This window comes from Fluviicoccus keumensis (assembly GCF_004217445.1).
Lineage (GTDB): Bacteria > Pseudomonadota > Gammaproteobacteria > Pseudomonadales > Moraxellaceae > Fluviicoccus > Fluviicoccus keumensis.
This window is the reverse complement of the sequence record NZ_SHKX01000010.1, coordinates 683,687-707,307: the sequence shown is the minus strand read 5'-3', so window position 1 is coordinate 707,307 and position 23,621 is coordinate 683,687. Positions and strand designations below refer to the sequence as shown.

Sequence of the window (23,621 nt, the reverse complement as noted above, 5' to 3'; positions counted from 1 at the left end):
GTAATGTCCGGAAGTCCCGCGGGGCGGCCGACCCGGTCGCCCCGCCTGTCATGCGCCCGCCAGACCCGGCCGGAGATCCCGGCGGACGGCGGCGCCCCGTTCAGGAAAGCCCTCCGATGAACCCGATTGCACCTTCCCTCGGCATCGCCGCTGTTGCCGGTTATATCCCTACCCGCCACCTTGACAACCTGGAACGCGCCGCGGCGCTGGACGCCACCGAGGAGCTGCTGCGCGACAAGATCGGTGTGCTCAAGGTCAGCCGCAAGCAGCCCGACGAGGAAACGTCCGATCTGGCCGTGCAGGCCGTCCGCCGGTTGTTTGAACAGGGCGCGGTGCGCGCGGAGCAGGTCGACTGCCTGGTGGTGGTGACGCAGAACCCCGACGGCTACGGCCTGCCGCACACATCCGCCCGCGTCCACGGCAAGCTGGGCCTGTCGACCCGTTGCGCGGTGTTCGATATTTCGCTGGGTTGTTCCGGCTATGTCTACGGGCTGTCGGTGATCACGGCGCTGATGCAGGCGCAGGGGCTGCGCTGCGGCCTGCTGGTGACCGCCGACCCCTATTCCAAGATCATCAATCCGCATGACCGCAACACCAGCCTGCTATTCGGCGACGCCGCCGCCGCGACGCTGATCACCGATCGCCCGGTGTGGCGCATCGGCCGTTTTGATCTGGGCAGCGACGGCAGTTTCGCCGACGACCTGGCGGTGCCGGCGCACAGCCATTACTTCCACATGAACGGCCGCGCCGTGCTCAATTTCTCGGCGCGCAAGGTGCCGGAAAGCATCCTGCATGCGCTGGAAATCAATGGCGTGGCCTTGGGGGAGGTGGACCGCTTCCTGCTGCACCAGGGCAGTCGCCACGTGGTGCACCAGATTGCGCGGCGGCTGGGCGTGCCGGACGAAAAGGCGCCGTTCCTGGCGACGGATTACGGCAACACCGTGTCATCCTCGATCCCGTTGCTACTGGCCCACGACCTGGTCCGGCAAGACCGCTGTGTGGTGCTCTCCGGCTTTGGCGTGGGCATCTCGTGGGGATCGACGGTGCTGTGGCGGGTGTAGCGTCCTAACTGCGTTCGAAGGGCGCAGTTTCCAGCAGGTGCCGCGCCTGTTCCTGCGATACCGGTTTGGAGAAGAAATAACCCTGTCCGTAATCGCATTCCAGCCCTACCAGCTTCTCGACGTGCGCCTCGGTTTCCGGTCCCTCGGCGATCACGCGCATGCCCAGGTTGCGCGCCAGCAGCATGATGGTGCGGATAATCTGCATGCATTCTTCACTTTCATGCATCTGCGACACAAACGACCGGTCGATCTTCAGCACGTTGGCGGGAATGCGGTGCAGGTAGTTCAGCGAGGAATAGCCGGTGCCGAAGTCGTCGATGCTGAGCTGCACGCCCAGCGCCTTCAGCTCGGTCAGCAGTTGCAGCGCCCGGTCGGCGTCGGACATGGCCATGGTTTCGGTGATTTCCAGCCGCACGCAGGCGGGATCCACTTCCGTGCTCTCCAGGATCTCGCTGACCTGTTCCGCCAGATTGGCCAGCGAAAACAGCCGTGTCGACAGGTTGATGCTGATGGTCAGCGGTTCGGACGGAAATTCTTCCTGCCAGCCGCGCAGGGTGCGGCAGGCTTCGCGCATCACCCACAGGTCCAGCGGGATGATCAGGCCGGTGTCCTCGGCGATGGGAATGAAGTCGTTGGGATAGACCAGCCCCTTGTCGTGACGGTTCCAGCGCACCAGCGCCTCGAAACCGCTGATGCGGCCGGTGCGCAGGTCCACCACCGGCTGGTAGTGCACCACGAAACGGTTTTCCAGCAGCGAGCGGCGCATGTCGCTTTCCAGGCTCATGCGCTGGAAGGCGCTGGCGTGCATGGCCTGATCGAACAGGTCCCAGCGCGCGCCGCCCAGGCGCTTGGCGCGGTGCATGGCCAGGTCGGCGTCGCGCAGCAGTTCGTCGGCGGCCTGATGGTCGGCGGCGAGGGCGATGCCGATGCTGGCGGAGCAATACACCTCCTGACTGCCGATGGCGAAGGGCGCCTGCAGCCGCGACAGGACGTGCTCGGCCACGTGCACGGCTTCCGCCGCTCCGGCGATGTTCTCCAGCAGGATGGCAAATTCGTCGCTGCCCAGCCGCGCCAGGGTGTATTCGCCGCGAATCGCGCCGCTTTCGCCGTTGGCGGGATCCAGGCCCGAGCTCAGGCGGGCGGCGATCTGGCGGATCAGGCTGTCGCCCGCCAGGTGGCCCAGGCTGTCGTTGACAATCTTGAAGCGGTCAGCGTCGATGAACAGCACCGCCATGTTGTCCTGGTCGTCGCGCATGCAGCGCAGCAGGGCGCGGTTCAGGCGGTCCAGGAACAGCGCGCGGTTGGGCAGGCGGGTCAGGCTGTCATGGAAGGCGTCATGGATCGATTGTTCCTCGGCGCGCTGGCGCTCGGCGACCCGGCCCAGCTGGATGCCGACAAAGGCCATCAGCGCCAGCAGGCCGTTTTCGGACGGCGTCGGTTCCGGCGAGAAAAACTCCAGCACGGCCACCACCTCGTTGCCGGCCATGACCGGCAGTGCGAAAGCGGCGCGCAGCCCGGCGTCCCACGCGCCGCGCTGGGCCAGCAACGCTTCCTGCTCGCCGATATCCGCCAGCCAGACGGTCTGCCGTCGGGCCATGGCCTGTCCCGGCAGACCCTCTCCGGGGGCATAGCGGCATTGTTCGGTGGCGCGGCAGAAGGTGTCCGGCGTGGGGAAGCCGGCCGTATGCCACAGTGAGCTGGAGGAAAGCTGGACCGGCGAGGTGCGGGTAGTGAAGTAGGCGTGTCCCAGCGGCCAGTCGATGAAGGTGCAGATCTGTTCCAGCGCGTACTGGATGGCCTCCCGGAACGACAGCGCCTGATTGGCGGCGGCGGCCACCGATTCCATGAAAGCCCGTTCCTGCTTCCGGCGGACCAGCTCGGCGCGGGCCCTGTCCGCCATGGCTTCGGCGTCAATCCGCGCCAGCCGTTCGCGGTCGATGGTCTTCTGCAGGTGCTGCAGCTGGCTGTCGAATTCCGGGGAAGTGAAACCGGTCATGAGCGTGCCTCCGCGCACACCGCCGGATACCGGGCATCGCACCGGTCGCCGGGTCGGCCGGACCGGCTCAGCCGGTCCGAAAGGAGGTGGTCATTCGTCACGTTATACCCCTGGATGATGCATCGCTTCCGGTGCCGGCTGCAGGGTGGCCGGACGTTGAGGAAAGCAGTTGTTGTTCTGGCCGGAGAAACGAAGACATGGCAAGGCCAGGGTTGTCCCCCGTCGCCGCCCGTGGCTTGACTGTTTTTCTTCCGGAATGATTAACCTGTATAGCAAAGGTCCCCGGACTCTGCAAACGCCATGCCGCAAAACCGCCGGAATTCCGGTCGGTGTGGATTAGACGGCGTGGTTCTATGCTTGCGGCCGGGAGTTATTTGAATCCGGAGGATTCGTGTGGCAATGTGTCTGCCTCATTGTGGTGCAACCAAGGAAGCTGTGATCATGAAAATCGAAACCCTGGCGGTGCACGCCGGTTATACCCCCGATCCGACCACCAAGTCCGTTGCCGTGCCGGTCTACCAGACCGTGGCCTACGCCTTCGACAGCGCCCAGCACGGCGCCGACCTTTTCGACCTGAAAGTGCCGGGCAACATCTACACCCGCATCATGAACCCGACCCAGGACGTGCTGGAAAAGCGCATCGCGGCGCTGGAAGGCGGTATCGCCGCGCTGGCGGTGGCTTCGGGCATGGCGGCCGTCACTTACGCCATCCAGACCATCGCCGAGGCCGGCGACAACATCGTCTCCACCAGCCAGCTGTACGGCGGCACCTACAACCTGTTCGCGCACACCTTCCCGCAAATGGGTATTGAAGTGCGCTTCGCCGACGGCCGCAACCCGGACAGCTTCGCCGCGCTGATTGATGACCGCACCAAGGCCATCTACTGCGAATCCATCGGCAACCCGCTGGGCAATGTCGCCGATATCCGCCGCCTGGCCGACATCGCCCATGCCCACGGCGTGCCGCTGATCGTCGACAACACCGTGCCCTCGCCCTACCTGTGCCGTCCCTTCGAGCATGGCGCGGACATCGTCGTGCATTCGCTGACCAAGTATCTGGGCGGCCACGGCAACTCCGTTGGCGGGGCCATCGTCGACAGCGGCAAGTTCCCCTGGGCCGACCACAAGCAGCGCTTCCGCCGCCTGAACGAGCCGGATGTCAGCTATCACGGCGTGGTCTACACCGAGGCGCTGGGCGCGGCGGCCTATATCGGCCGGGCGCGGGTGGTGCCCTTGCGCAACATGGGCGCGGCCATCAGCCCGATGAACGTGTTCCTGTTGTTGCAGGGCATCGAAACGCTGGCGCTGCGCATGGACCGCATCTGTGACAACACGCTGGCCATCGCCCGCTATCTGGACGGCCATCCGAAGGTATCGTGGGTGAACTACGCCGGGCTGCCGGATCATGCCGATCACGGGCTGGTGCAGCAGTACATGGGCGGCCGCGCCTCCGGCATCATTTCCTTCGGCCTGAAGGAAGGCGGCCGCGAGAGCGGGGCGCGTTTCCTGGATGCGCTGCAACTGTTCACGCGGCTGGTGAACATTGGCGACGCCAAGTCGCTGGCCACGCACCCGGCCTCCACCACCCACCGTCAGCTGGACGCGGCGGAACTGGCGAAGGCGGGCGTGCGCGAAGACATGGTGCGTCTGTCGGTAGGCATCGAGCACATTGATGATCTGATTGCGGATCTGAAGCAGGCGCTGGACGCGGCGTGAAGGTGAACTCCCTCTCCCCTTGTGGGAGAGGGCAGGGGAGAGGGGTGCGGAAAGCGGTCCGGACATTCCGGCAGTGACATAGCCGCCGCAGTACCCCTCTCCCTAACCCTCTCCCACAAGGGGAGAGGGAAATACAGTCACTCCGCCTTCGGCGACTCCTTCAACCGGTTCATCCCGATCATCTTCAAAATGTATTTCTCATAGAACGGCTCGCTGGAGCCGTTCTTCATCTTGTAGATAAAGTACTTCTCGAACCCGATCTTCGCCCAGTGCACCCACTTGCCCTTGGCGAACCAGGTGACGTTGCGCGGTGGAATCTGCGGCACGGCCAGGAAGGCGGCGCCGGTGTCGCCCATGTCGGCCAGGCACAGTGCATTCCAGGTGCCGACGGCTTCCGGTTCGCCGCCGGTGAGGTCGGCCTGGATGTTGTGGCAGATGGCGGTCCACATCGATTCGATCATGTAGCCGGTCTTCGGCGTGCCGGTCGGCACCGGCGTCTGTTCCACCGGCGGAATGGCGACGCAGACCCCGGCGGAGTAGATGTTGGGGTATTTCGGGCTGCGCTGGTGCTTGTCCACCAACACGAAGCCGCGCGGGTTGCACAGGCCTTCCACCGCCGCCACCGCCTCCACGCCTTTGAAGGCGGGCAGCATCATCGAATGCACGAAGGGCAGTTCATGCTGCTTCACCAGCACGCCTTGGTCGTTCACCTCATCCACAAACATCTTGCCCGCTTCCACCTTGGTCACCTTGGCGTTGGTGATCCACTTGATGTGGCGGTTGCGCAGTTCCGATTCCAGCATCGACTTCGAGTCACCGACGCCGCCCAAGCCCAAATGGCCGATATACGGTTCGCTGCTGACATAGGTCATCGGCACGCGGTCGCGCAACTTTGCGCGGCGCAGCGCGGTTTCAAGGATGAAGGCATATTCGTAGGCGGGGCCGAAGCAGCTGGCTCCCGGCATCGCGCCGACAATCACCGGCCCCGGATTCTGCAGCAGTTTCTGGTAGTCGGCGTAGGAGGTTTCGGCGTGGTCCAGCGTGCACACCGACTGGGTGTGGCCGCCATGCGGTCCTGCGCCCGGCACTTCGTCAAAGGAGAGCTTGGGGCCGGTGGCGATCACCAGATAGTCGTAATCGACGGTCTGGCCGTCCGCCAGTTGCACGCGGTTGGCGGCGGGATCAATGCGGTCGACGCGCTGGGCGATGAAGTCGATCTTCTTCTTGGCCAGGTAGGGCGCGGCGGGGAAGCTGGTGTCGGGACGCTTGCGCCAGCCGACGCCTATCCACGGGTTGGAGGGCACGAACTGGTAGCTGTCGCGTTCGTTGATGACGGTGATGCGCGCTTCCTTGCCCAGCGTGTCGCGCAGTTCGTAGGCTCCGGCCATGCCGCCGAGCCCCGCGCCGATGATGACGATGTGTGTCATGGCCCAATCCTCGTGTTCGTTGTTATGTTCATAAGCTATACCCTGTAGGGTATATTGGCAAGAATAACCTTGCGAAATTCAGGGTATAGTCGGTATTTCGGCTTTGCGCTACAAAAAGCCACAATCCGGCTGACGGTTGCGGCATTGACCCTGTTGACGGGGAATCTGTACTCTCCGGTACATTCCTGTGGTGTTACCGCCGGTTCCCTATGAACCGGCGTTCTGGCCGACTTTCATTCCGGCGCGAGGTAATCCGATGAGCCATTCCTTTCCGGTGCGCAGCGGTGCGGCAGGCCTGATCCTGTTGCTGGCCGGCTGTGCGGTCGGCCCGGCCTACCATCCCCCGACCCCGGCCGATCTGGGCGTGCCCGCCTCCTGGCGCGACAAGACCGCCGACGAGGCGGTGACGCCCGACGATTTGTCGCAGTGGTGGCGCAAGCTGGGCGATGAGCGCCTGACCGCGCTGGTGGACGAAGCCCTGCAGCACAATCCCGATTTCGACAGCGCCCGCGCCGCCCTGCGCGCCTCCCGCGCCCGGCTGGGCGTGGCCGAAGCGGGCCGCCTGCCGTCACTGAGCGCCTCCGTGTCCGTGGCCAACAGCAAGTCCGGCAATAATGCCGCGCGTGACCAGTATCAGGCCGGTTTCGACGCCGCCTGGGAGCCGGATGTGTTCGGCGGTCAACGCGCCGCGGTCAACGCCGCTAAAGCCGATACCGAGGGCACCGCCGCGACCCTGGCGCAGACACGGGTGTCGCTGGCGGCGGAGGTGGCGCGCAATTATGTACAGCTGCGGTCCTTGCAGGCGCGGCTGGAGATCACCCGCCGCAATCTGGCCAGCCAGCAAGAAACCCGCGACCTGACCGGCTGGCGCGCCCAGGCCGGACTGACCAGCGAGCTGACGGTAGAGCAGGCGGCGGCGGCGCTGGAACAGACCCGCGCCCAGGTGCCGGCGCTGGAAAGCAGTCTGGCCGCCGCCGAAAACCGGCTGGCGATCCTGACCGGGCAGGTGCCCGGCGCGCTGCACGACCGCCTGTCCGCCGCCGCGCCCTTGCCGTCGCTGCCTGCCGGGCTGGTGATCGGCATTCCCGCCGATACCCTGCGCCAGCGTCCCGATGTACAGGCCGCCGAGCGTCGGCTGGCCGCCGAGACCGCGCGCAGCGGCGTGGCCGCCGCCAACCGCTATCCGTCCTTCCGCCTGTCCGGTTCCCTCGGGCTGGAGGCGCTGACCCTGAGCGGGCTCGGCGACAGCGGTGCGCTTAACCGTTCGCTGCTGGCGGGCATCACCGCACCGCTGTTTGACGGCGGCCGCCTCAAGCAGCAGGCCGTCATCCAGTCGGCGGTGCAGGACCAGGCGCTGGCCGCCTACCGTTCCACCGTGCTGACGGCGCTGGAGGACGTGGAAAACGCTCTCGCCAACCTGTCGGCGCAGCAACAGCGGCTGACGGCGCTGACCGCCGGGGCCAAGGCCGCCGTCAATGCCGCCGAACTTGCCCGCCAGCGTTATCAGGCGGGCATCACCGACTACCAGACGGTGCTCGATACCGAGCGCAGCCGCCTCAGTCTTGAAGACAGTCGCCAGAGCACCGAGGCCGATCTCGTGCTGGCGCTGGTGCAACTGTACAAGGCGCTGGGCGGCGGCTGGTCCGCGCCCGCGTCTACCTCCACTTCTGTTTCCGGAAACCCGTCATGACCGCCAATTCTTCTTCCCCGGATTCCCTGCAAGCCGTGCTCGGCCCCAACGGCGGCCGGAAAAAACGCCTGTGGTGGGTGATCGCGGCCGTGATCGCGGCGGTCGGCCTGATGCTGTGGCAGCCGTGGTCGGGTTCCGCCGCCGCCAAGGTCAGCTATGACACCGAGCCGGTGACGCGCGGCGACCTGACCGTGACCGTCTCCGCTACCGGCAACCTGCAGCCGATCAACCAGGTCGATGTCGGCAGCGAAATGTCCGGCACTGTCGACAATGTACTGGTCGATGACAACGCCCGCATCCGCAAGGGGCAGGTGCTGGCGACGCTCGATACCGCCAAGTTGCGTGACCAGATCACCCGCTCGCGGGCGGCGCTGGCCTCGGCGGAAGCGCGGGTGTTGCAGGCGGAAGCGACGCAAACGGAGGCCCGCGCCAATCTCGCCCGCTTGCAGGAAGTCAGCCGGCTCAGCGGCGGCAAGGTGCCCGCCAAGGCCGAGCTGGCCGCCGCCGACGCCGCCGCCAAGCGCGCCGATGCCGATCTGGCCAGCGCCCGCGCCAGCGTCACCGAGGCAAAGGCGCAAGTCAGTTCCGACGAAACCAACCTCGGCAAGGCCACCATCCGTTCGCCAATCGACGGCGTAGTGCTGGCGCGCAAGATCGAACCCGGTCAGACCGTCGCGGCTTCGTTGCAAGCGCCGGTGCTGTTCTCGCTGGCGGAAGACCTGGCGCAAATGGAGTTGCAGGTGGATGTGGACGAGGCCGACATCGGCCAAGTCCGGGAAGGGCAGCATGCCCGCTTCACCGTCGATGCCTGGGCCAACCGCCAGTTCCCGGCGCAGATTGTCCGGGTCGGCCTCGGCTCGCAGACCAAGGACGGCGTGGTGTCGTACAAGACCATCCTCCATGTCACCAACGATGACCTCAGCCTGCGCCCCGGCATGACCGCCACCGCCGAGATCATCACCAACGAACGCAAGGGCGTGCTGCTGATTCCCAACGCCGCGCTGCGTTTCACCCCGGATTTCCGCGCGCAGAAGGAGGCCTCGGCCAGCCTGGTCAGCCGCCTGATGCCGAAGCCGCCGTCCACCGGCGGCCGCAAGCCGCGCACGCCGGGCAAGAACGGCATTCCCAAGGTCTGGGTGCTGGGCGCGGACGGCAAGCCCTCGGCTGTGGAAGTGAAGACCGGCGCCACCAACGGCCAGCTGACCGAGATTACCGGCGGCGAGTTGAAGGAAGGCATGACGGTGATCGTGGACAGCGTGAGCGCGAAGCAATGAACGAGTCCGCCGGTGAGGCGCTGATCGAGCTGCGCAACATCACCAAGACCTACGGCCAGGGGCAGGCCGCCTTCCAGGCGCTGCGCGGCGTCAACCTGCGCATCATGGCCGGGGAGTTCGTGGCGGTGATGGGACCCAGCGGTTCCGGCAAGTCCACCGCCATGAACATCCTCGGCTGCCTGGACACCCCGACCGGCGGCGAATACCTGTTTCGCGGCATGCATGTGGAGCGGCTGGACCGCGACCAGCGCGCGCGGCTGCGCCGCAGTTACCTCGGTTTCGTCTTCCAGGGCTTCAACCTGCTGTCGCGCACCACCGCGCTGGAAAACGTGGAGCTGCCGCTGCTGTACCGGGGGGAAGGCAAGGCCGACCGCCATGCCGCCGCGCGCGCGGCGCTGGCTTCGGTGGGACTGGCGGAGCGCGAGGACCATACCCCGGCCGAGCTGTCCGGCGGCCAGCAGCAGCGCGTCGCCATCGCCCGCGCCATTGTCACCCGGCCGACGGTGCTGCTGGCGGATGAGCCCACCGGCAACCTCGACACCCAGCGCGGCAAGGAAATCATGGAGCTGATCCGCGCCCTCAACAAGGAGCAGGGCATCACCATCCTGATGGTGACGCACGAACCGGACATGGCCGCCTACGCCGACCGCATCATCCACTTTGTCGACGGCGTTGTCGCCAGCGATGAACGCAACGGAGGACCGGCCTGATGTGGTGGAACACCCTGCTGCTCGCGCTGCGCGAGATCCGGCGCAACCTGCTGCGCTCCTTCCTGACCATTCTCGGCATCGTCATCGGCGTCTCGGCGGTGATTACCATGGTGACGCTGGGCAACGGCGCGACGCAGGCCGTTTCCGACCAGATTTCCAGCCTGGGCAGCAACCTGCTGATGGTGCGTCCCGGCCAGCGCATGAGTCCCGGGCGTGATTCGGCCGGTGCGCCGCGCTTCAAGCTGGAGGATGCCCGCGCCATCGAGTCACAGATCAGTTCGCTGAATGCCGTGGCCCCGACCGTCAGTCGCGGCGTCACCGTCGTCTACGCCAACCGCAACTGGTCGACCTCGGTGACCGGCAGCACCGCCGCCTGGCTGCGCACCGGCAACTGGACGCTGGTGGACGGCCGCATCTTCACCGACAGCGAGGAGCGTGCGGGCAAGAATGTCTGCGTGATCGGCGAAACCGTGCGTCGTGAGCTGTTCGGCAAGCAGAACCCGGTCGGCGGCCGCATCCGCGTCAAGCAGTTCTCCTGCGACATCATCGGCCTGCTGGGCTCGAAGGGGCAGTCGTCGATGGGCATGGACCAGGACGACGTGGTGCTGATGCCGCTGCATACGGTGCAGCGGCGGCTGACCGGCAGCCAGGATGTCAGCACCATCCTGATTTCGGTGAAGGACGGCGCCTCGATGGAGCAGGTGACGACGCGGGTCAAGGCGCTGATGCGCGAGCGCCGCAAGCTGGCCGAAAGCGAGGAGGACAATTTCAACGTTATCGATACCAAGCAAATTGCCGAAACCCTGTCCGGCACCATCAAGCTGATGACGACGCTGCTGGGCGCGGTGGCGGCGGTCAGTTTGCTGGTCGGCGGCATCGGCATCATGAACATCATGCTGGTGTCGGTGACCGAGCGCACCCGTGAGATCGGCATCCGCCTGGCGATCGGCGCGCTGGAGCGCGAGGTGCTGCTGCAATTCCTGATCGAGGCGGCGGTATTGTCCTCGCTGGGCGGCGTGGTGGGCATCGTGCTGGCCACCGGGGCGTCGATGGCGCTGGCCTCGGCGATGGAAGTCCCGTACCTGTTCAACCTGCAGATCAACGTGCTGTCTTTCGTTTTTTCAGCGGCGATCGGGGTCATTTTCGGGTTTTTTCCGGCAAGACGGGCGGCGCAGCTGGATCCGATAGAGGCGTTGCGGCACGAGTAGCGGTATTATCCGCATCTCATTGCCTTGTTTGTGAAGGTGGAGGCTTTTCGCGGCCTGACCGCATGTTAACCTTCTGTTTTTGGAATACGCTTCCGCCGATATTGTTTTAGGAGTTTCACCATGACCGGATCTCAGCCCGTTTGCCGACTGATGGCCCTGCTGGCGATGACCGCCGCCACCCTGAGCGGGTGCGCTGTTTTTGAGGGCGGCTCTTACGGTCCGCAGACCCCGACGGCCGTTGTGACCGGCGATCTTACCTTCCAGGAGCGTGTCACCCTGCCGCCGGACAGCGTGGCAATGGTGGACCTGACCTCGGGCGGCGACAGCCGGGTGCTGGCCGAACAGCGCCTGAATCTGGATGAGCGGCAACTGCCGGTATCGTTCAGCCTGAAATTGCCGGCTGCCAATTATGTGCGCGGCGTTGATTACGTGCTGCGCGCGTCGGTTCTGCAAAAGGGCCGCACGCTCTGGGTCAGCGAACCCATGGATGTCCGGGCGGACCACACGGTCCAGGAAGTCGGTCAGGTGATGCTGCATCCGTTCCGGCAATCGGAGTTCAATGCCAAGCTGGTCTGTGGTGATCACAGCGCCTTGGTCGGTCTGGTTCAGAACGAAGATCAGGATCTGATGCGCCTGACGCTGGATGACCGCCAGTTTGACCTGCGTCCCTCGGTCAGCGCCTCGGGTTCGCGCTATGTGGCGCTGGGATTGCCGGCAACGGAAGTCTGGCTCAAGGGCGACAAGGCCCTGGTTACGGTGCGCAACCAGATCTGGCCCGATTGCGACGTGGTCAATGACAATGCTGCCGCGCCGAAATCCCCCTTGATGGGTGATATGTGGGTGGTGGATGACATTGACGGCGAGATGATTGACAGTTCCCGCGCCACGCTGACATTCCAGGAAGATGGCCGTTTGAACGGGCACGCCTCCTGCAATGTGTTCAACACGACCTACACGCAGCCGTCCGCCGGCGCGCTGACCATCGCCAAGGGCGCCGCCACGATGATGGCCTGTTCCCCGGAACTGATGGAGCAGGAACAACGTTTCCTGGAAATCCTGCAGGGCGTGCAGACCTTTGAAATTGACGAAACCGGTGAGCTGGTGCTGACGGATGGTGAGGATCGCCAGATCGTCGCCCACCGCTGAGTCTCCTTCGTCATCCGCCGGACACCCGTAAAATTCACTGGCATGCGGAATGAGGATTGTTATCATTGGCGGGCGTTTTCTTCCCGCACAAGGTCTGCGGGCGGGGCGCGCCCATCGATGCCGACAGGAGTGAAAATGCCATGGCTTTGCAGATTGAACGGGATCCCGACGGCCTGATTGTGGCCCGGGCCAGCGGCGAAGTCGCCCGGCAGGAGTTTGACCATGCCCGGTTCCGGGTCATTGAATGGGCCCGGCAGGATAGTCGGCCCCTGATGATCCTGGTTCGCATCGAAGAAGATTTTTCCAATCTGGAAGCGATGGCCGCCTGGCACGAGGATGACCATCACGACGAATTCCTGCAGCAGCGGGTCGGCCAGCTGGCCATCGTCGGTGAGGAAAAATGGGGGGGTGACGCCTACATGTTCTTCCTGGGCGGGCTACTGCCGTTTCCCGTCAAGTATTTCCCGCCCGAGCACGAGCCGTTGGCCCGCGCCTGGCTGGGTCAGCTCTGATCACGTTCGTCCGGGCGCTTCCGTCCGGGCGACCGTCTTTCCTTAGCGCACCACCTGCCCGAATTCGGCTTCCCCGATCAGGTGGCTGCTTTCCTGCCCCGGCATCAGCCAGTAGGGCGTCGACTCGCTGGACGAGGCGCAGTTCGGAAACTCCGGATTCGCCGACGGCCCGGCAACGGTCTTTTCCAGCACCATCGAGATGTACTGGTCGTTGCTGCCTTCCAGCGTGTTGCCGTTCAGGATCACTTCCACACCCGTCGCCTGCGCATAGCGGCGCACCGCGTTGATCCGCGAGTTCTTCGGCTCGTAGGCGTCGGCGCCGATGCCGTTTTCCGAAGTGACGCGGATGCCGTCGCGCACCCGCGCCGCCAGCGAATGGTTGCCCTCGGTGTGCCCCGGCGTGTGCAGCAGCGCCACGCCCTGACCCAGTTGCACGCTGCCGTCAAAGGTCACCACCCGGTCCTCGCTGACGCCGTGGATGCCGTTCGGGCAATACCAGTCCGCCTGGCAGGGCAGCAGCGCGCCGGTGGAAATCCATTCCTGGCGGTGCACCAGCAGCTTGGCGTTGGGGAAGAAGCCCGGCTGGAACGCCGTGCCCAGCCAGCGGCGGATGTCCTGGGTGTGCAGGTGGTCGTAGCTGATGTAGTCCACCTGTTCCGGACGGATGCCCGCCGAGGCCAGCGCGCTTTCGACATTGTTGAAGGTCGGGGCCATCACGTCCTGCGCCTTGCGCGGCAGCTTGATGGTGGAAGTCAGGCGCTTGAAGAACGGCGTCTCGCGGTTGCCCTCGATGTCGGACGGCGAGAAAAGCAGCGTCTTCACGTCACCGGCCAGGTCGCGGTACTGCACCACGAACAGGCGGTTGAGAATGTGGATGAACGGGAAGCGGTAGGCGCTTTGCGCGTAGACGCCGCTGAAGCCGTACCAGGTGGGGTAGGGCACGCGGATCAGGTTGATGCTCTTGTAGAACAGCACTTCCGGCTCGTCCATGAAGCGTTCGCGGAAACCTTCGGCGGCCTTGCGCACCGCCGCCAGCCGGTCTTGCGGGCGGGCGTGGTGGCGGGCGTGGGTGAAGTCGTCAATGTACTGCATGCCGGCGGGCAGGGTGGCGATCATGGCTTTCTCCGGAAATTAGTGCGAGCCGGTAATGCGGCTGTTGATGAAACGGGTGATGAGGTCCGGCGCGGCGCCGGAGAGGCTGTAGAAGGCGCGGGTCTGGAACCCGACGGTCCAGTGCACCTTGGGAATCTTGCTGTCATAGCGGGCAGCCTTGAAGATGGTGTCGGCCACGTCCTGTGCGGTCAGCTTCGCGCCCATCTTGCGGAAGCTATTGGCGTTCATGTTGGTGACCATGTCGGTGGCGACGAACAGCGGCAGCACGTCCATGACGCGGATGCCGTATTCCGACCATTCCAGGTCCAGTGCCTCGGTCAGGCCGCGCACCGCGAACTTGGTGGCGGAATAGACCGCCAGCGACGGCTGGCCGTACAGCGCCGAGGCCGAGCACAGGTTGATCACCCGCGAACGCGGCGTGCGTTGCAGGTAGGGCAGCGCCAGGTAGCAGCCGTTCAGTACGCCCTTGATGTTGACGTCGATCAGCAGGTGCTGCCGCGCCAGCGGAATGCTTTCCAGCGGCCCGGAGGCCAGGATCCCGGCGTTATTCAGCAGCACGTCCAGCCGACCGGCGCGGGCGGCGAATTCGGCCAGCGCGTGTTCCCAGGCGTCGGGATCGGTCACGTCCAGTTTGCCGGCGCAGGTGAAGTCTTCACCCAGCTCGCGGGACAGCGTCTGCACCCCGGCCTCGTCCACGTCGTACAGGCCGACAAACCAGCCCTTGGCGGCGAACAGCCGGGCGGCGGCTTGGCCGATACCGGCGGCGGCGCCGGTGATGAAGATGCTTTGGCGTGACATGGGGAACCCTCGTGCTGAGTGAATTTGCCGCTTTATTTTGGTCAGGATTTCGGCGACAATCATTTTAGACAAGAATCCTTTCCTGATTCAAGGGGGCAAAATGGGAAATTCGGCGGAATCGTCCATGACCGGGGTCAAGAAGACCGCGCGGCGCGGCTATGGCGGCCGCTCGGCGGAGGAATTGTCCGCGGAGCGGCGGCAGCGGCTGATGGACACCGGGCTGGAACTGTTCGGCACCGACGGCTACCTGCCGACGACGGTGGAAAAGCTGTGCAGCCACGCCAAGGTGACAACGCGGCACTTCTACGAGCATTTCCGCGACCGCGAGGCGCTGCTGATCGCCCTGTTTGAGGACATCCTGGCCGACACGCGCAACCGGGTGGTGGCGGTGATGCTGGATCCGGAGATTCCCGCCGAACGACGTTTCGAGGCGGCGCTGGACGTGTTCCTGGCCGCGCATCTGGATGACCCGCGCCGGGCGCGCATTACCACCCAGGAAATCCTGGGCGTCAGCGCGCGCGCCGAGGCGGCGCGCAATCAGGTGATCAGCGGCTTCGCCGCGCTGATCGAGGCTTATCTGGGCTCGCTGGCGACCGCCGGGAAGCTACCGGTGCGCAATTACCGGGTGCTGGCGGTGGGCATTGTCGGGGCCATGCACGAATTGCAGATCGCCTGGCTGGACGGGTCGCTGGGGGTGTCGCGGCGGGAGCTGGTGGACGAGCTGGGCTTTCTGGTGGCGGCGATGGTGAAGGGGGCTTCCGCCTGAACCCGACGTCGTTCGGGGTGACGTTGCCCGGCGGCGATGCTAACGTAAGGCCTGCTTTTTCCCGAAACGGAGTTTTCCCCATGTCCTGCCGTCTTCCGGCGCTGGCAGCCGTGCTGCTGCTGGCCGCCCCGGCCTTCGCCGCCACCTTAGACCCTGATACCATTGTCGCCGCCCATAACCAATATCGTGCCGAAGTCTCGGTGCCGCCGCTGAGCTGGTCGCCCGAAGTCGCCGCCAGCGCCCAGGCCTGGGCCGAGGACATGGCGTCCAGCGGCAAATTCCGCCATTCCGGCTCGCGCTATGGCGAAAACATCTGGGCGGGCACCGCCAATGCCTACAGCCTCAACGACATGGTGAAATCCTGGGGTGACGAGAAGGCCGACTTCGAATACGGCACCCGCACCAATTCCCGCAACGGCGGCGTGGTGGGGCATTACACCCAGATCATCTGGCGCAACAGCACCCAGGTTGGTTGCGGCTTGGCCAGCGGCGGCGGCACCGATTATTTCGTCTGCCAGTACAACCCGCCGGGCAATTACATCGGCCAGCAGCCCTACTGAACCATGACCGACCTGAAATACCTGCGCGGCTATCCCGAACCCCTGCTGGCGCAGGTGCGCGGCCTGATCGAGACGGCGCAACTGGGCGACTACCTGGCGCGCAAGTACCCCGCCCGGCATGACGTGCAGACCGACAAGGCCTTGTACGGGTATGTCGATGAACTGCGGCAGCAGCACCTGCGCAATGCGCCGCGCATCGACCGGGTGCTGTACGACAGCAAGCTGGATGTGATCAGGAATGCGCTGGGCCTGCACACGGCGCTGTCGCGGCCGCATGGCGGCAAGCTGAAGGCGAGCAAGGAAATCCGCATTGCCGGGCTGTTCCGCGACGCCGCGCCGGAATTCCTGCGGATGATCGTGGTGCACGAACTGGCGCACCTGAAGGAGAAGGACCACAACAAGGCCTTCTACCAGCTGTGCGAGCACATGCAACCGGGCTACGGACAGCTGGAGCTGGATTTACGGTTGTGGTTGACGTGGCGGGACAATTCTCCCTCTCCCCTTGTGGGAGAGGGCCGGGGGTGAAGGCGGGATTTCAAGCAGCATGGCTGCTTGCCGCCTGAACGCCCGAAGGGCCGGGAGGGGTACGGCGGCGGGTCTTGAGTTGACGGATGTTCAGGCGGCTTTCCGCACCCCTCTCCCTAACCCTCTCCCACAAGGGGAGAGGGGACTCACGCATCAAACCCCATGCCAGAACCTGTTCAACGTCTTCGCCGTCACTCCCGGTACATCCACCATCGGCAGATGCCCTACGCCCTTCAGCTTGCGCACCTGCGCATGCGGGATCAGCTGCTTGAAGCTTTCCACGCAGCTGTGGTGCAGCACCTGGTCTTCTTCCCCCCACATAATCAGCGTCGGCACGGTCACGGCCGAAACGCCCGGGCGCTCGCATTGCAGCGAATGCGCGATCATGTGGTGGAACAGGTGGCGGTTGACATGGCGGCGCGACACCATCTCCTGGCCCATGGTCGAGGCCAGCACCAGCGACAGCGCCGTCTTGTTGCGTTCCAGCACCGTGGTGAACAGCTTCACGACTTCCGGGTAGGTGCTGGGGGCCAGCGCGTTCTCACCCATCAGCAGGCCGCGCTCGAAGGGCGTGCTGCCCTGACCACGAACGCCGGCGGCGTTCATCAGCGTCAGGCTGGCGACGACCTCGGGATGACGGGCTGCGACCAGACCGGCGATGCCGCCGCCCATGGAGCTGCCCACAAAGTGCGCCTTGCCCGGCAGGATCTGCTTCGCCCAGTCGGCGATGCGGTCGGCCTGATGGTCGAGGCCATAGAATTTCTCGTGGCGGAAATGGCTTTCGCCCCAGCCCGGCAGGTCGGGCACCAGCAGGTGATAGCGCTTGGAGAGGAAGGGCAGCAGCAGCAGCCAGTTTTCCTTGCTGGAGGCGAAACCGTGCAGCAGCACCACCGGCTGGCCGTGCGGGTTGCCGCCTTCCAGCCAGACCATGCTGGCGCCGTCGACGTCCATACGGCACTTGCGCAGGCCGATGACGCGGCCCTGCAGCTCGCGTAGCAGCGGCCAGACCTGACCCTTCGGCCGCCAGCTGCGGACGGCTTCCGGATGGGCCTTCCTGGCTTTGGCGGTGTAGGCGGGGGCCACGTCGTGGACCAGCGCTTTCTCAAGGTGTCTCAGGGCATGCGTCATGTTTCAACCTTGTCATTTATCAATGGCAAGACCGAACATAAACGTGATGAGCGTCCGGTAACAGGTGAATTCAGGACAAGAATTGGTGAATTCGGGTCAGATCAGCGCTTTTACGCCCTCCTGCGGAGTAGGGGGGCTGCCCGCAGGGCTGGGGGGTAACAACGGGACGCTGAACATGGTGCTCATGATGGAGGAAGTGTCCGGGCCGCTTTCCGCAACCCCCCTGTCACTCCGTGACATCCCCCCTGTTCCACAGGGGGGAAGGATGCATCAGCACCCGCCCCGCGCCCTGCGAATAATCCCCGCCGCATCCACCCCCTTCGGCAGCGTCCCGTAATTGTGCTGCCCCACATCCGTCAACCTCCCGGCACAGAAGGCGTCGCTGACCATGGCCGGGGCATGACGCACCAGCAGCGAGGCCTGCAAGGCCAGCGCCATGCGGTCGACCACCGAGCGCGCCCGGAACTCCATATCGCTCATGTCTGAAAATTCCTGCTGCAGCGCTTTCACATACCCGTCCAGCACGGCATTACCGCCTTTCGCCTTCTTCAGCTCGGTGAAGAAGGCCGTCACCACTTCCGGCGTCTTCTGCATGGCGCGCAGCACGTCCAGGCACTGCACGTTGCCGCTGCCTTCCCAGATGGCGTTGATCGGGGCTTCGCGGTACAGGCGCGGGTAGGGACTGTCTTCCATCACGCCGCTGCCGCCGATGCATTCCATGGCCTCGTAGGCATGGTTGGGCGTGCGCTTGCAGATCCAGTATTTGCCGACGGCGGTGGCGATGCGCACCATCAGTTCTTCATGTTCGTCGGTGGCGCGGTGGTCCATGGCGTGCGCCATGCGCATCGTCAACGTCACGGCGGCTTCGCTTTCCAGCGCCAGGTCGGCCAGCACGTTTTGCATCAGCGGCTGCTGGTCCAGCATCTTGCCGAAGGCGGCGCGCTGGCTGCAGTGGTGCAGCGCCAGCGTCGTCGCCATGCGCATGCCGGCGCTGGAGCCGATCATGCAGTCGAAGCGGGTCATCGCCACCATCTCGATGATGTTGCGCACGCCGCGCCCTTCCTGCCCGATCAGCCAGCCCAGCGCGCCGCGGAATTCCACTTCGCTGGAGGCGTTGGAGACATTGCCCATCTTGCGCTTCAGGCGCAGCACCTGTAGCGGGTTCTTGCTGCCGTCCGGCCGCCAGCGCGGCACCAGGAAGCAACTGAGGCCGCCCGGCGCCTGCGCCAGCACCAGGAAGGCGTCGCACATCGGCGCGGAAAGGAAGAACTTGTGGCCGACCAGCTCATAGGCCTGACCGGGGCCGCCTTGCCCCACCGGGTAGGCGCGGGTGGTGTTGCTGCGAACATCGGAGCCGCCCTGTTTCTCGGTCATGCCCATGCCGATGGTGACGCCCTGTTTCTGCTCGATCGGCACGTTGCGCGGGTCGTAGATGCGGCTGGTGATCTTCGGTTCCCAGACGGCGGCGAGGTCCGGTTGCAGGCGCAAGGCCGGGATGGCGGCGAAGGTCATGGTGATCGGGCAGCCGTGACCGGCTTCGACCTGCGATTGCAGGTAGAAATGGGCGGCGCGGGCGACATGCGCGCCGGGTTTCGGGTCGCTCCACGGCGCGGCGTGGATGCCGTGTTCGATCGCGGACTTCATCAGTTGGTGATAGCTGGGATGGTACTTGGCGAGGTCGACGCGGTTGCCGAAGCGGTCCTGCGGGTCGAATTCCGGGCCGAACTTGTTGGCGAGGTGGCCCAGCTCCAGATACTCCACCGAGCCGGTCAGCGCGCCGAAGGCGGTCAGGGATTGCGTCGCCCAGCCCGCGCCTTCGCGCGCCACGGCTTCCTGCAAGGCAAGGTCGGTGCTGAACAGGTTCACATCCTGGAATTCGCTGCCGACGTTTTCCACCTCATGGGTCTGGGCGAGGAAGAGGGCGGCGCGGTCTTGTTGCACGGTCATGGCGTGTCTCCGGAACGGGGAGGAAAGGTGAGGGTCGCCTGGCACCAGGCGGCGGCGCTGTGCGGCGGGGTGGCGGCCAGCTCGTCGCCGTCGCTTCCCAGAATCATCGAATGGCCCTGGCCGGGCACGCGCGGGCGGCCCGCGCCCCAGTTGGCGTTGGCGATCGCCAGTTGGAACTGTTCGGCCAGATCTCTCAGCCGGACGGGGCGTGAATCTTCTTCCTCCACCCAGGCCGAGGGGAACAGCAGCAGGTCGGCGGCGCTCAGTACGTCGGCGGCCTCGTCGGCGATGAAGTGCAGGTCGAAGCAGAGCGCGGCGGTGATGCGGATGCCGTCGAGTTCAACCATGGGGGTGCCGAGGTTGCCGGGCGTGGCCCAGGTCTCGGGCATCCACGGATGGCGCTTGCGCCAGTGGCCAAGGCGTTCGCCGTCGCGGTTGAACAGCAGCAGGCTGTTGTAGCAGCGGTGGCCGTCGCGTTCGATCAGCGGTACCCCCAGCGCGACCTGGTAGCGGCGGGCGATATTGGCGCAGGCGCGGGCGGTAAAGCCGTCCAGCGGCTCGGCGAAGGGGCTGAGGTCGAAATCGCCTTGCGGCGAGACGTAGCCGGTGAAGGCGGCTTCCGGCAGCAACACCAGGTCGGCTTCGTCCCGGTGCTGTTCCAGCAGGCCTTCCAGCCAGCCCAGCGCGCCCGGCACGTCGTTGTAGCGCGCCGGATACTGGGCGAGGGCGACGGTGAGCGAACAGGCGGCGGTCATGGCGGCGGCCTAGTGTACGGCGCTGTCGCCGGGCGCGGCGGCGGTGTGGCGGAAGCTGTCGTACAGTTGCCGCCAGATGGCGTGGCCGGCGCGGTCGAAGTGCTGTACGAGGTCGGCGCAGGCGCGGCGGGCGGCGGTGTCGACCAGCGGTTCCGGCAGCAGCGGGTCGAAGACCATGTGGCGGATGGCCTCATTGCCCAGCAGGTAGGACTCGCGGGCGGCGGCTTCCGGTTCCAGTGCATCGGCCTTGGCCAGCCAGGCGTCCAGCCGCTGGCGGATGTCGCGGTAGCGGCGGTTGAGGGCGTCACCGTCCCACAGCGTGCGGGCGCGTGCGTCGCGGGCGGGGTCGAGATCGGCCAGGCGGAAGACAGCGGCGTCGCCGTCCAGCCCCAGTTTGTAAAGGCGCTCGCGCACGGCGCTGACGCCGCCGAGCAGGTTGTCCGGGCGCAGGTACAGGCCGCGTTCCAGCTCGCACAGGCCCAGCAGCGCCAGCGCCCGGTCGCGGATGCGCAGGGCGGTGCGGTCGCTGCGGCCGAGGTTGCCGACATGCACCGCCACCCAGTCGCCGTTCCAGTCGCGCAGCCGCTGTTCGGCCTGCCGCCAGCCCGCCACGTCGCTGGCCAGGCCGGTGGCGTTGGGGCCAAGGCGGTATGCGCCGCGTCCCGCCGCTTCGATCAGTCCGCCCGCCGCCAGCCGCACCAGCGTCACGCGCACGCTGTTTTCGGTAATGCCGAACAGCGCGCAACCGGCCACGGCGTCGCGCGCCGACAGGGTCTGGTCGTCGGCGGCGGTCATCAGGTTGAGCAGCAGGTGGCGGGGGTTGGGGCGGGTCATGGTCTGGTAGTCAATATATTACAATTGCTGCCAGTTTATTCCATTGATGTTAATGTTGCTAGGGGAAGCGGCGACCGTTGGTCAGGCCGCCGTTTCCAGCTTGCGCAGCTTCACCGGCACGTACTTGTGGTAGGGCGTGCGCGAGAAGGGATCACAATGCGTGGCGGCGGTGAGGCGGTTCAGCTCCGGGCCGACCGGGGCGCTGTCCCGGTAGCGCACGCCGTAGCCGTGCGGCAGGCTGACGGTGCCGCGGCGCATGCCGTCGTCCAGTTCCACCACCGCTTCCAGCGTGTCCAGCGCCGATTCGCAGGCTACCTTGCCGCCCTCGGTCACGCCCAGCGCGGCGGCGTCTTCCGGATGCATGCGCATCGCGCCGTGCGGATCGACCTTGCGCCAGGCCGGATTGCGGTAGATCTGGTTGGCGTTGTAGCTGCGGCGTTCGCCCGCCATCAGGATGAAGGGATAATCCGCGCCGGGCGCTTCTTCACCTTCCAGCGCCCGCCATTCTTTCAGCATCTCGGGAATGGCGAGGTGGATGCGCCGGTCCTTGTGCTTGACGAAACGCCAGACATCCTCGAAACGGTGGCGGCTGAAGATCAGCCCGGAACGGGCCTCCAGGATGGCCTGGAACAGGTTCGCGCCCAGCGTCAGGCGGTTGCCGGCATGACCGGCGCGGCGCACCGCCTCCGGCTCGGCTTCGGCGAACTGGATGGCCAGCGGCAGCAGCGGCGCGACGGCGGCGGCGCCGTCCGGCAGCACCGGCCCCAGCGTGCGGTACAGCACCGAGGCGGCGTAGGGCACCAGCTTCTGGTTGCGGGCGAAAGTGGCGAACAGCGCCGCGACATAGCCCAGATGCTTGCCCGCCTTCGGTTCCAGCCGGGCGATGCGCGACAGCAGCGGGAAGGCCTTGGGGATGACGCCCATCTTCTCCAGCAGCCGGGTGTAGATTTCCGGTTCCGGCAAGGTGTCGGCAAAAGTCGGGAACAGCGGATGGCGCAGGTGGAAGCCGTTGTCGGGGAATTCCAGGTTGAAGCCGGTGAATTCCCACTTCTCGAACTGCGAGGCGGCGGGCAGCACATAGTGCGCCAGCCGCGCGGTTTCGGTCAGCGCCACGTCCACCACCACCAGCAGTTCCAGCGAGGCAAAGGCTTTTTCGAAGGCGGCGGTGTCCGGCCAGGTCAGCAGCGGGTTGCAGCTGTCGACGAACACGGCGCGGATGCGGTCTTCCCCGGCCAGCAGGATCTCGTCGGGCAAAATGTTCGGCGGCATGATGCCCGCGATCGGGAACATCCGGTGGTGCGCGCTGCGGGTGATGTGCGGCTTGCGTTCGTCGGTGTGGCTGAACACCGGGATCAGCGTGCTGTGCAGGTTGTTGCCGCCCTGGATGCCGAAGTTTCCGGTGATCAGGTACAGCAGTTTTTCCAGATAGCCGTTCAGCGTCGTGTGCAGCGTGTGCTGGATGCCCAGGTCGATGCGTACGCAGGCGGTCCGGGCGGTGGCGAAGCCGCGCGCCACGGTTTCCACGTTGGCCAGCGGCACATCGGCGCGGGCGGCGTAGTCGGCAATCGGCACGGTTTTCAGCAGCGCTTCCACCTGGTCGAAGTCGGTGCAATGCGCGGCGAGGAATTCGCGGTCGTGCAGGCCGTCGCGGACAATGATGGCGAGAATGGCGCTGAGCAGGAAGGCGTCCATGCCGGGTTTTACCTGCAGGTGGAGGTCGGCGTACTTCGCGGTTTCGGTGCGGCGCGGGTCGATCACCACCATCGTCCGGTTCGGGTCTTTCCGGATCTCTTTCAAGGTATCGCGGGCGTTGGGAATGCCGTGCGCCTGGAAGGGATTGGTGCCGATGAACAGCACGTAGTCGGCGTGTTCCACATCCTCGGTGGTGTGGCAGGTCTGTCGGCCGAACAGGCGGCCGTTGACCCAGAAGTCGCCGGTTTTTTCCTGGCCCAGCGAGTTGTAGTTGAAGCGGCTCTTCATCGCCGCGCGCAGCTGGCCAAGGTAGGCGCCGCCCAGATGGTTGCCCTGGCCGCCGCCGCCCGCCGTGGCGAAGGCCTTGCCGCCGTGCTTGGCGCGGATGGCCAGCAGCCGTTGCGCGATATCGTCCAGCGCTTCGTCCCAGCTGGCCGGCTCGAAGCTGCCGTCAGCTTTGCGGCGCAGCGGCTGGCGCAGGCGGTCGTCGTGGTTCTGGTAGTGTTCCAGCCGCGCCGCCTTCTGGCAGATGTAGCCCTTGCTGACGGGATGGTTGTCATCGCCCCGGATTTTGGTGAATTTGCCGTTCTCGATCTCCACGGTCAGCCCGCAGTTGCGGGAGCAGAGGATGCAGGCGGTGGTTTGCGTGGTCATGGCGGACTCCGGTCCGGAAGGCGGCTGGGATGCGACTGATCGTAACGATCGTTATTCAATAAGGCAACCGCCGTGTGACCCTGTATCGTGACCGCCCGGTTTCCGTTCC

At 65.6% G+C, this 23,621-nt stretch carries 20 protein-coding genes; 11 read left to right on the top strand and 9 right to left on the bottom strand.

Annotated features, from left to right (window positions below):
* Positions 1 to 116: 116 nt before the first annotated feature.
* On the top strand, positions 117 to 1,061 hold the full coding sequence (locus EV700_RS04265; RefSeq protein WP_130411099.1) for a ketoacyl-ACP synthase III: 945 nt from the start codon (positions 117 to 119) through the stop codon (positions 1,059 to 1,061).
* A gap of 4 nt (positions 1,062 to 1,065) precedes the next feature.
* Here the strand turns inward: EV700_RS04265 and EV700_RS04260 are convergent, their stop codons facing one another.
* A complete protein-coding gene (locus EV700_RS04260; protein ID WP_130411098.1) occupies positions 1,066 to 3,057 on the bottom strand; it encodes a putative bifunctional diguanylate cyclase/phosphodiesterase in 1,992 nt (663 codons plus the stop codon).
* A 435-nt stretch (positions 3,058 to 3,492) separates the two neighbouring features.
* Here EV700_RS04260 and EV700_RS04255 point away from each other — a divergent pair, with 435 nt between their 5' ends.
* On the top strand, positions 3,493 to 4,773 hold the full coding sequence (locus EV700_RS04255; protein WP_242610179.1) for an O-acetylhomoserine aminocarboxypropyltransferase/cysteine synthase family protein: 1,281 nt from the start codon (positions 3,493 to 3,495) through the stop codon (positions 4,771 to 4,773).
* A gap of 137 nt (positions 4,774 to 4,910) precedes the next feature.
* On the opposite strand, the gene EV700_RS04250 is transcribed toward EV700_RS04255, so the two are convergent.
* Positions 4,911 to 6,200 carry an NAD(P)/FAD-dependent oxidoreductase gene (locus EV700_RS04250; RefSeq protein ID WP_130411096.1) on the bottom strand — a complete coding sequence of 430 codons (1,290 nt, stop codon included), beginning with the start codon at positions 6,198 to 6,200 and terminating at the stop codon, positions 4,911 to 4,913.
* A 256-nt stretch (positions 6,201 to 6,456) separates the two neighbouring features.
* On the opposite strand from EV700_RS04250, the gene EV700_RS04245 reads away from it, so the two are divergent.
* The 6 genes from EV700_RS04245 to EV700_RS04220 all read left to right on the top strand — a co-directional run bounded on the left by EV700_RS04245 (position 6,457) and on the right by EV700_RS04220 (position 12,740).
* Positions 6,457 to 7,890, top strand: a complete 1,434-nt coding sequence (locus EV700_RS04245; protein ID WP_130411095.1) for an efflux transporter outer membrane subunit — start codon at positions 6,457 to 6,459, stop codon at positions 7,888 to 7,890.
* Entirely contained in the window at positions 7,887 to 9,164 is a 1,278-nt protein-coding gene (locus EV700_RS04240) for an efflux RND transporter periplasmic adaptor subunit (RefSeq protein WP_130411094.1), read from the top strand. The genes EV700_RS04245 and EV700_RS04240 overlap by 4 nt, the downstream gene beginning before the upstream one ends.
* Complete coding sequence (locus EV700_RS04235) at positions 9,161 to 9,874, top strand: ABC transporter ATP-binding protein (protein ID WP_130411093.1); 714 nt, start codon at positions 9,161 to 9,163, stop codon at positions 9,872 to 9,874. Before EV700_RS04240 ends, EV700_RS04235 begins: the two co-directional genes overlap by 4 nt.
* A complete protein-coding gene (locus EV700_RS04230) occupies positions 9,874 to 11,082 on the top strand; it encodes an ABC transporter permease (RefSeq protein WP_130411092.1) in 1,209 nt (402 codons plus the stop codon). Before EV700_RS04235 ends, EV700_RS04230 begins: the two co-directional genes overlap by 1 nt.
* Positions 11,083 to 11,202: 120 nt before the next feature.
* The gene (locus EV700_RS04225) at positions 11,203 to 12,228 is read left to right on the top strand and encodes an META domain-containing protein (protein ID WP_130411091.1); all 1,026 of its coding nucleotides are present in this window, start codon (positions 11,203 to 11,205) and stop codon (positions 12,226 to 12,228) included.
* 140 nt (positions 12,229 to 12,368) lie between these two features.
* Entirely contained in the window at positions 12,369 to 12,740 is a 372-nt protein-coding gene (locus EV700_RS04220; protein ID WP_130411090.1) for a SpoIIAA family protein, read from the top strand.
* 42 nt (positions 12,741 to 12,782) lie between these two features.
* On the opposite strand, the gene EV700_RS04215 is transcribed toward EV700_RS04220, so the two are convergent.
* Positions 12,783 to 13,856, bottom strand: coding sequence for an MBL fold metallo-hydrolase (locus tag EV700_RS04215; protein ID WP_130411089.1), 1,074 nt, complete (start codon positions 13,854 to 13,856; stop codon positions 12,783 to 12,785).
* Positions 13,857 to 13,871: 15 nt separating this feature from the next.
* Positions 13,872 to 14,651, bottom strand: a complete 780-nt coding sequence (locus EV700_RS04210; protein WP_130411088.1) for an SDR family oxidoreductase — start codon at positions 14,649 to 14,651, stop codon at positions 13,872 to 13,874.
* Positions 14,652 to 14,775: 124 nt separating this feature from the next.
* On the opposite strand from EV700_RS04210, the gene EV700_RS04205 reads away from it, so the two are divergent.
* The 3 genes from EV700_RS04205 to EV700_RS04195 all read left to right on the top strand — a co-directional run bounded on the left by EV700_RS04205 (position 14,776) and on the right by EV700_RS04195 (position 16,502).
* Entirely contained in the window at positions 14,776 to 15,417 is a 642-nt protein-coding gene (locus EV700_RS04205) for a TetR/AcrR family transcriptional regulator (RefSeq protein WP_165391328.1), read from the top strand.
* An 80-nt stretch (positions 15,418 to 15,497) separates the two neighbouring features.
* Positions 15,498 to 15,977 carry a CAP domain-containing protein gene (locus EV700_RS04200; RefSeq protein WP_130411086.1) on the top strand — a complete coding sequence of 160 codons (480 nt, stop codon included), beginning with the start codon at positions 15,498 to 15,500 and terminating at the stop codon, positions 15,975 to 15,977.
* 3 nt (positions 15,978 to 15,980) lie between these two features.
* Positions 15,981 to 16,502, top strand: a complete 522-nt coding sequence (locus EV700_RS04195; RefSeq protein WP_130411085.1) for a M48 family metallopeptidase — start codon at positions 15,981 to 15,983, stop codon at positions 16,500 to 16,502.
* Between the two features lie 153 nt (positions 16,503 to 16,655).
* Here EV700_RS04195 and EV700_RS04190 read toward each other — a convergent pair whose 3' ends face one another.
* From EV700_RS04190 to EV700_RS04170, 5 genes are all read right to left on the bottom strand, one after another.
* Entirely contained in the window at positions 16,656 to 17,630 is a 975-nt protein-coding gene (locus tag EV700_RS04190; RefSeq protein ID WP_130411084.1) for an alpha/beta fold hydrolase, read from the bottom strand.
* A gap of 270 nt (positions 17,631 to 17,900) precedes the next feature.
* Positions 17,901 to 19,577 carry an isovaleryl-CoA dehydrogenase gene (locus EV700_RS04185; protein ID WP_130411083.1) on the bottom strand — a complete coding sequence of 559 codons (1,677 nt, stop codon included), beginning with the start codon at positions 19,575 to 19,577 and terminating at the stop codon, positions 17,901 to 17,903.
* Entirely contained in the window at positions 19,574 to 20,332 is a 759-nt protein-coding gene (locus EV700_RS04180) for a carbon-nitrogen hydrolase family protein (protein ID WP_130411082.1), read from the bottom strand. Before EV700_RS04180 ends, EV700_RS04185 begins: the two co-directional genes overlap by 4 nt.
* A gap of 9 nt (positions 20,333 to 20,341) precedes the next feature.
* Positions 20,342 to 21,166, bottom strand: coding sequence for a PaaX family transcriptional regulator C-terminal domain-containing protein (locus tag EV700_RS04175; RefSeq protein ID WP_130411081.1), 825 nt, complete (start codon positions 21,164 to 21,166; stop codon positions 20,342 to 20,344).
* A gap of 81 nt (positions 21,167 to 21,247) precedes the next feature.
* The gene (locus EV700_RS04170; protein WP_130411080.1) at positions 21,248 to 23,512 is read right to left on the bottom strand and encodes a molybdopterin-dependent oxidoreductase; all 2,265 of its coding nucleotides are present in this window, start codon (positions 23,510 to 23,512) and stop codon (positions 21,248 to 21,250) included.
* Positions 23,513 to 23,621 lie beyond the last annotated feature (109 nt).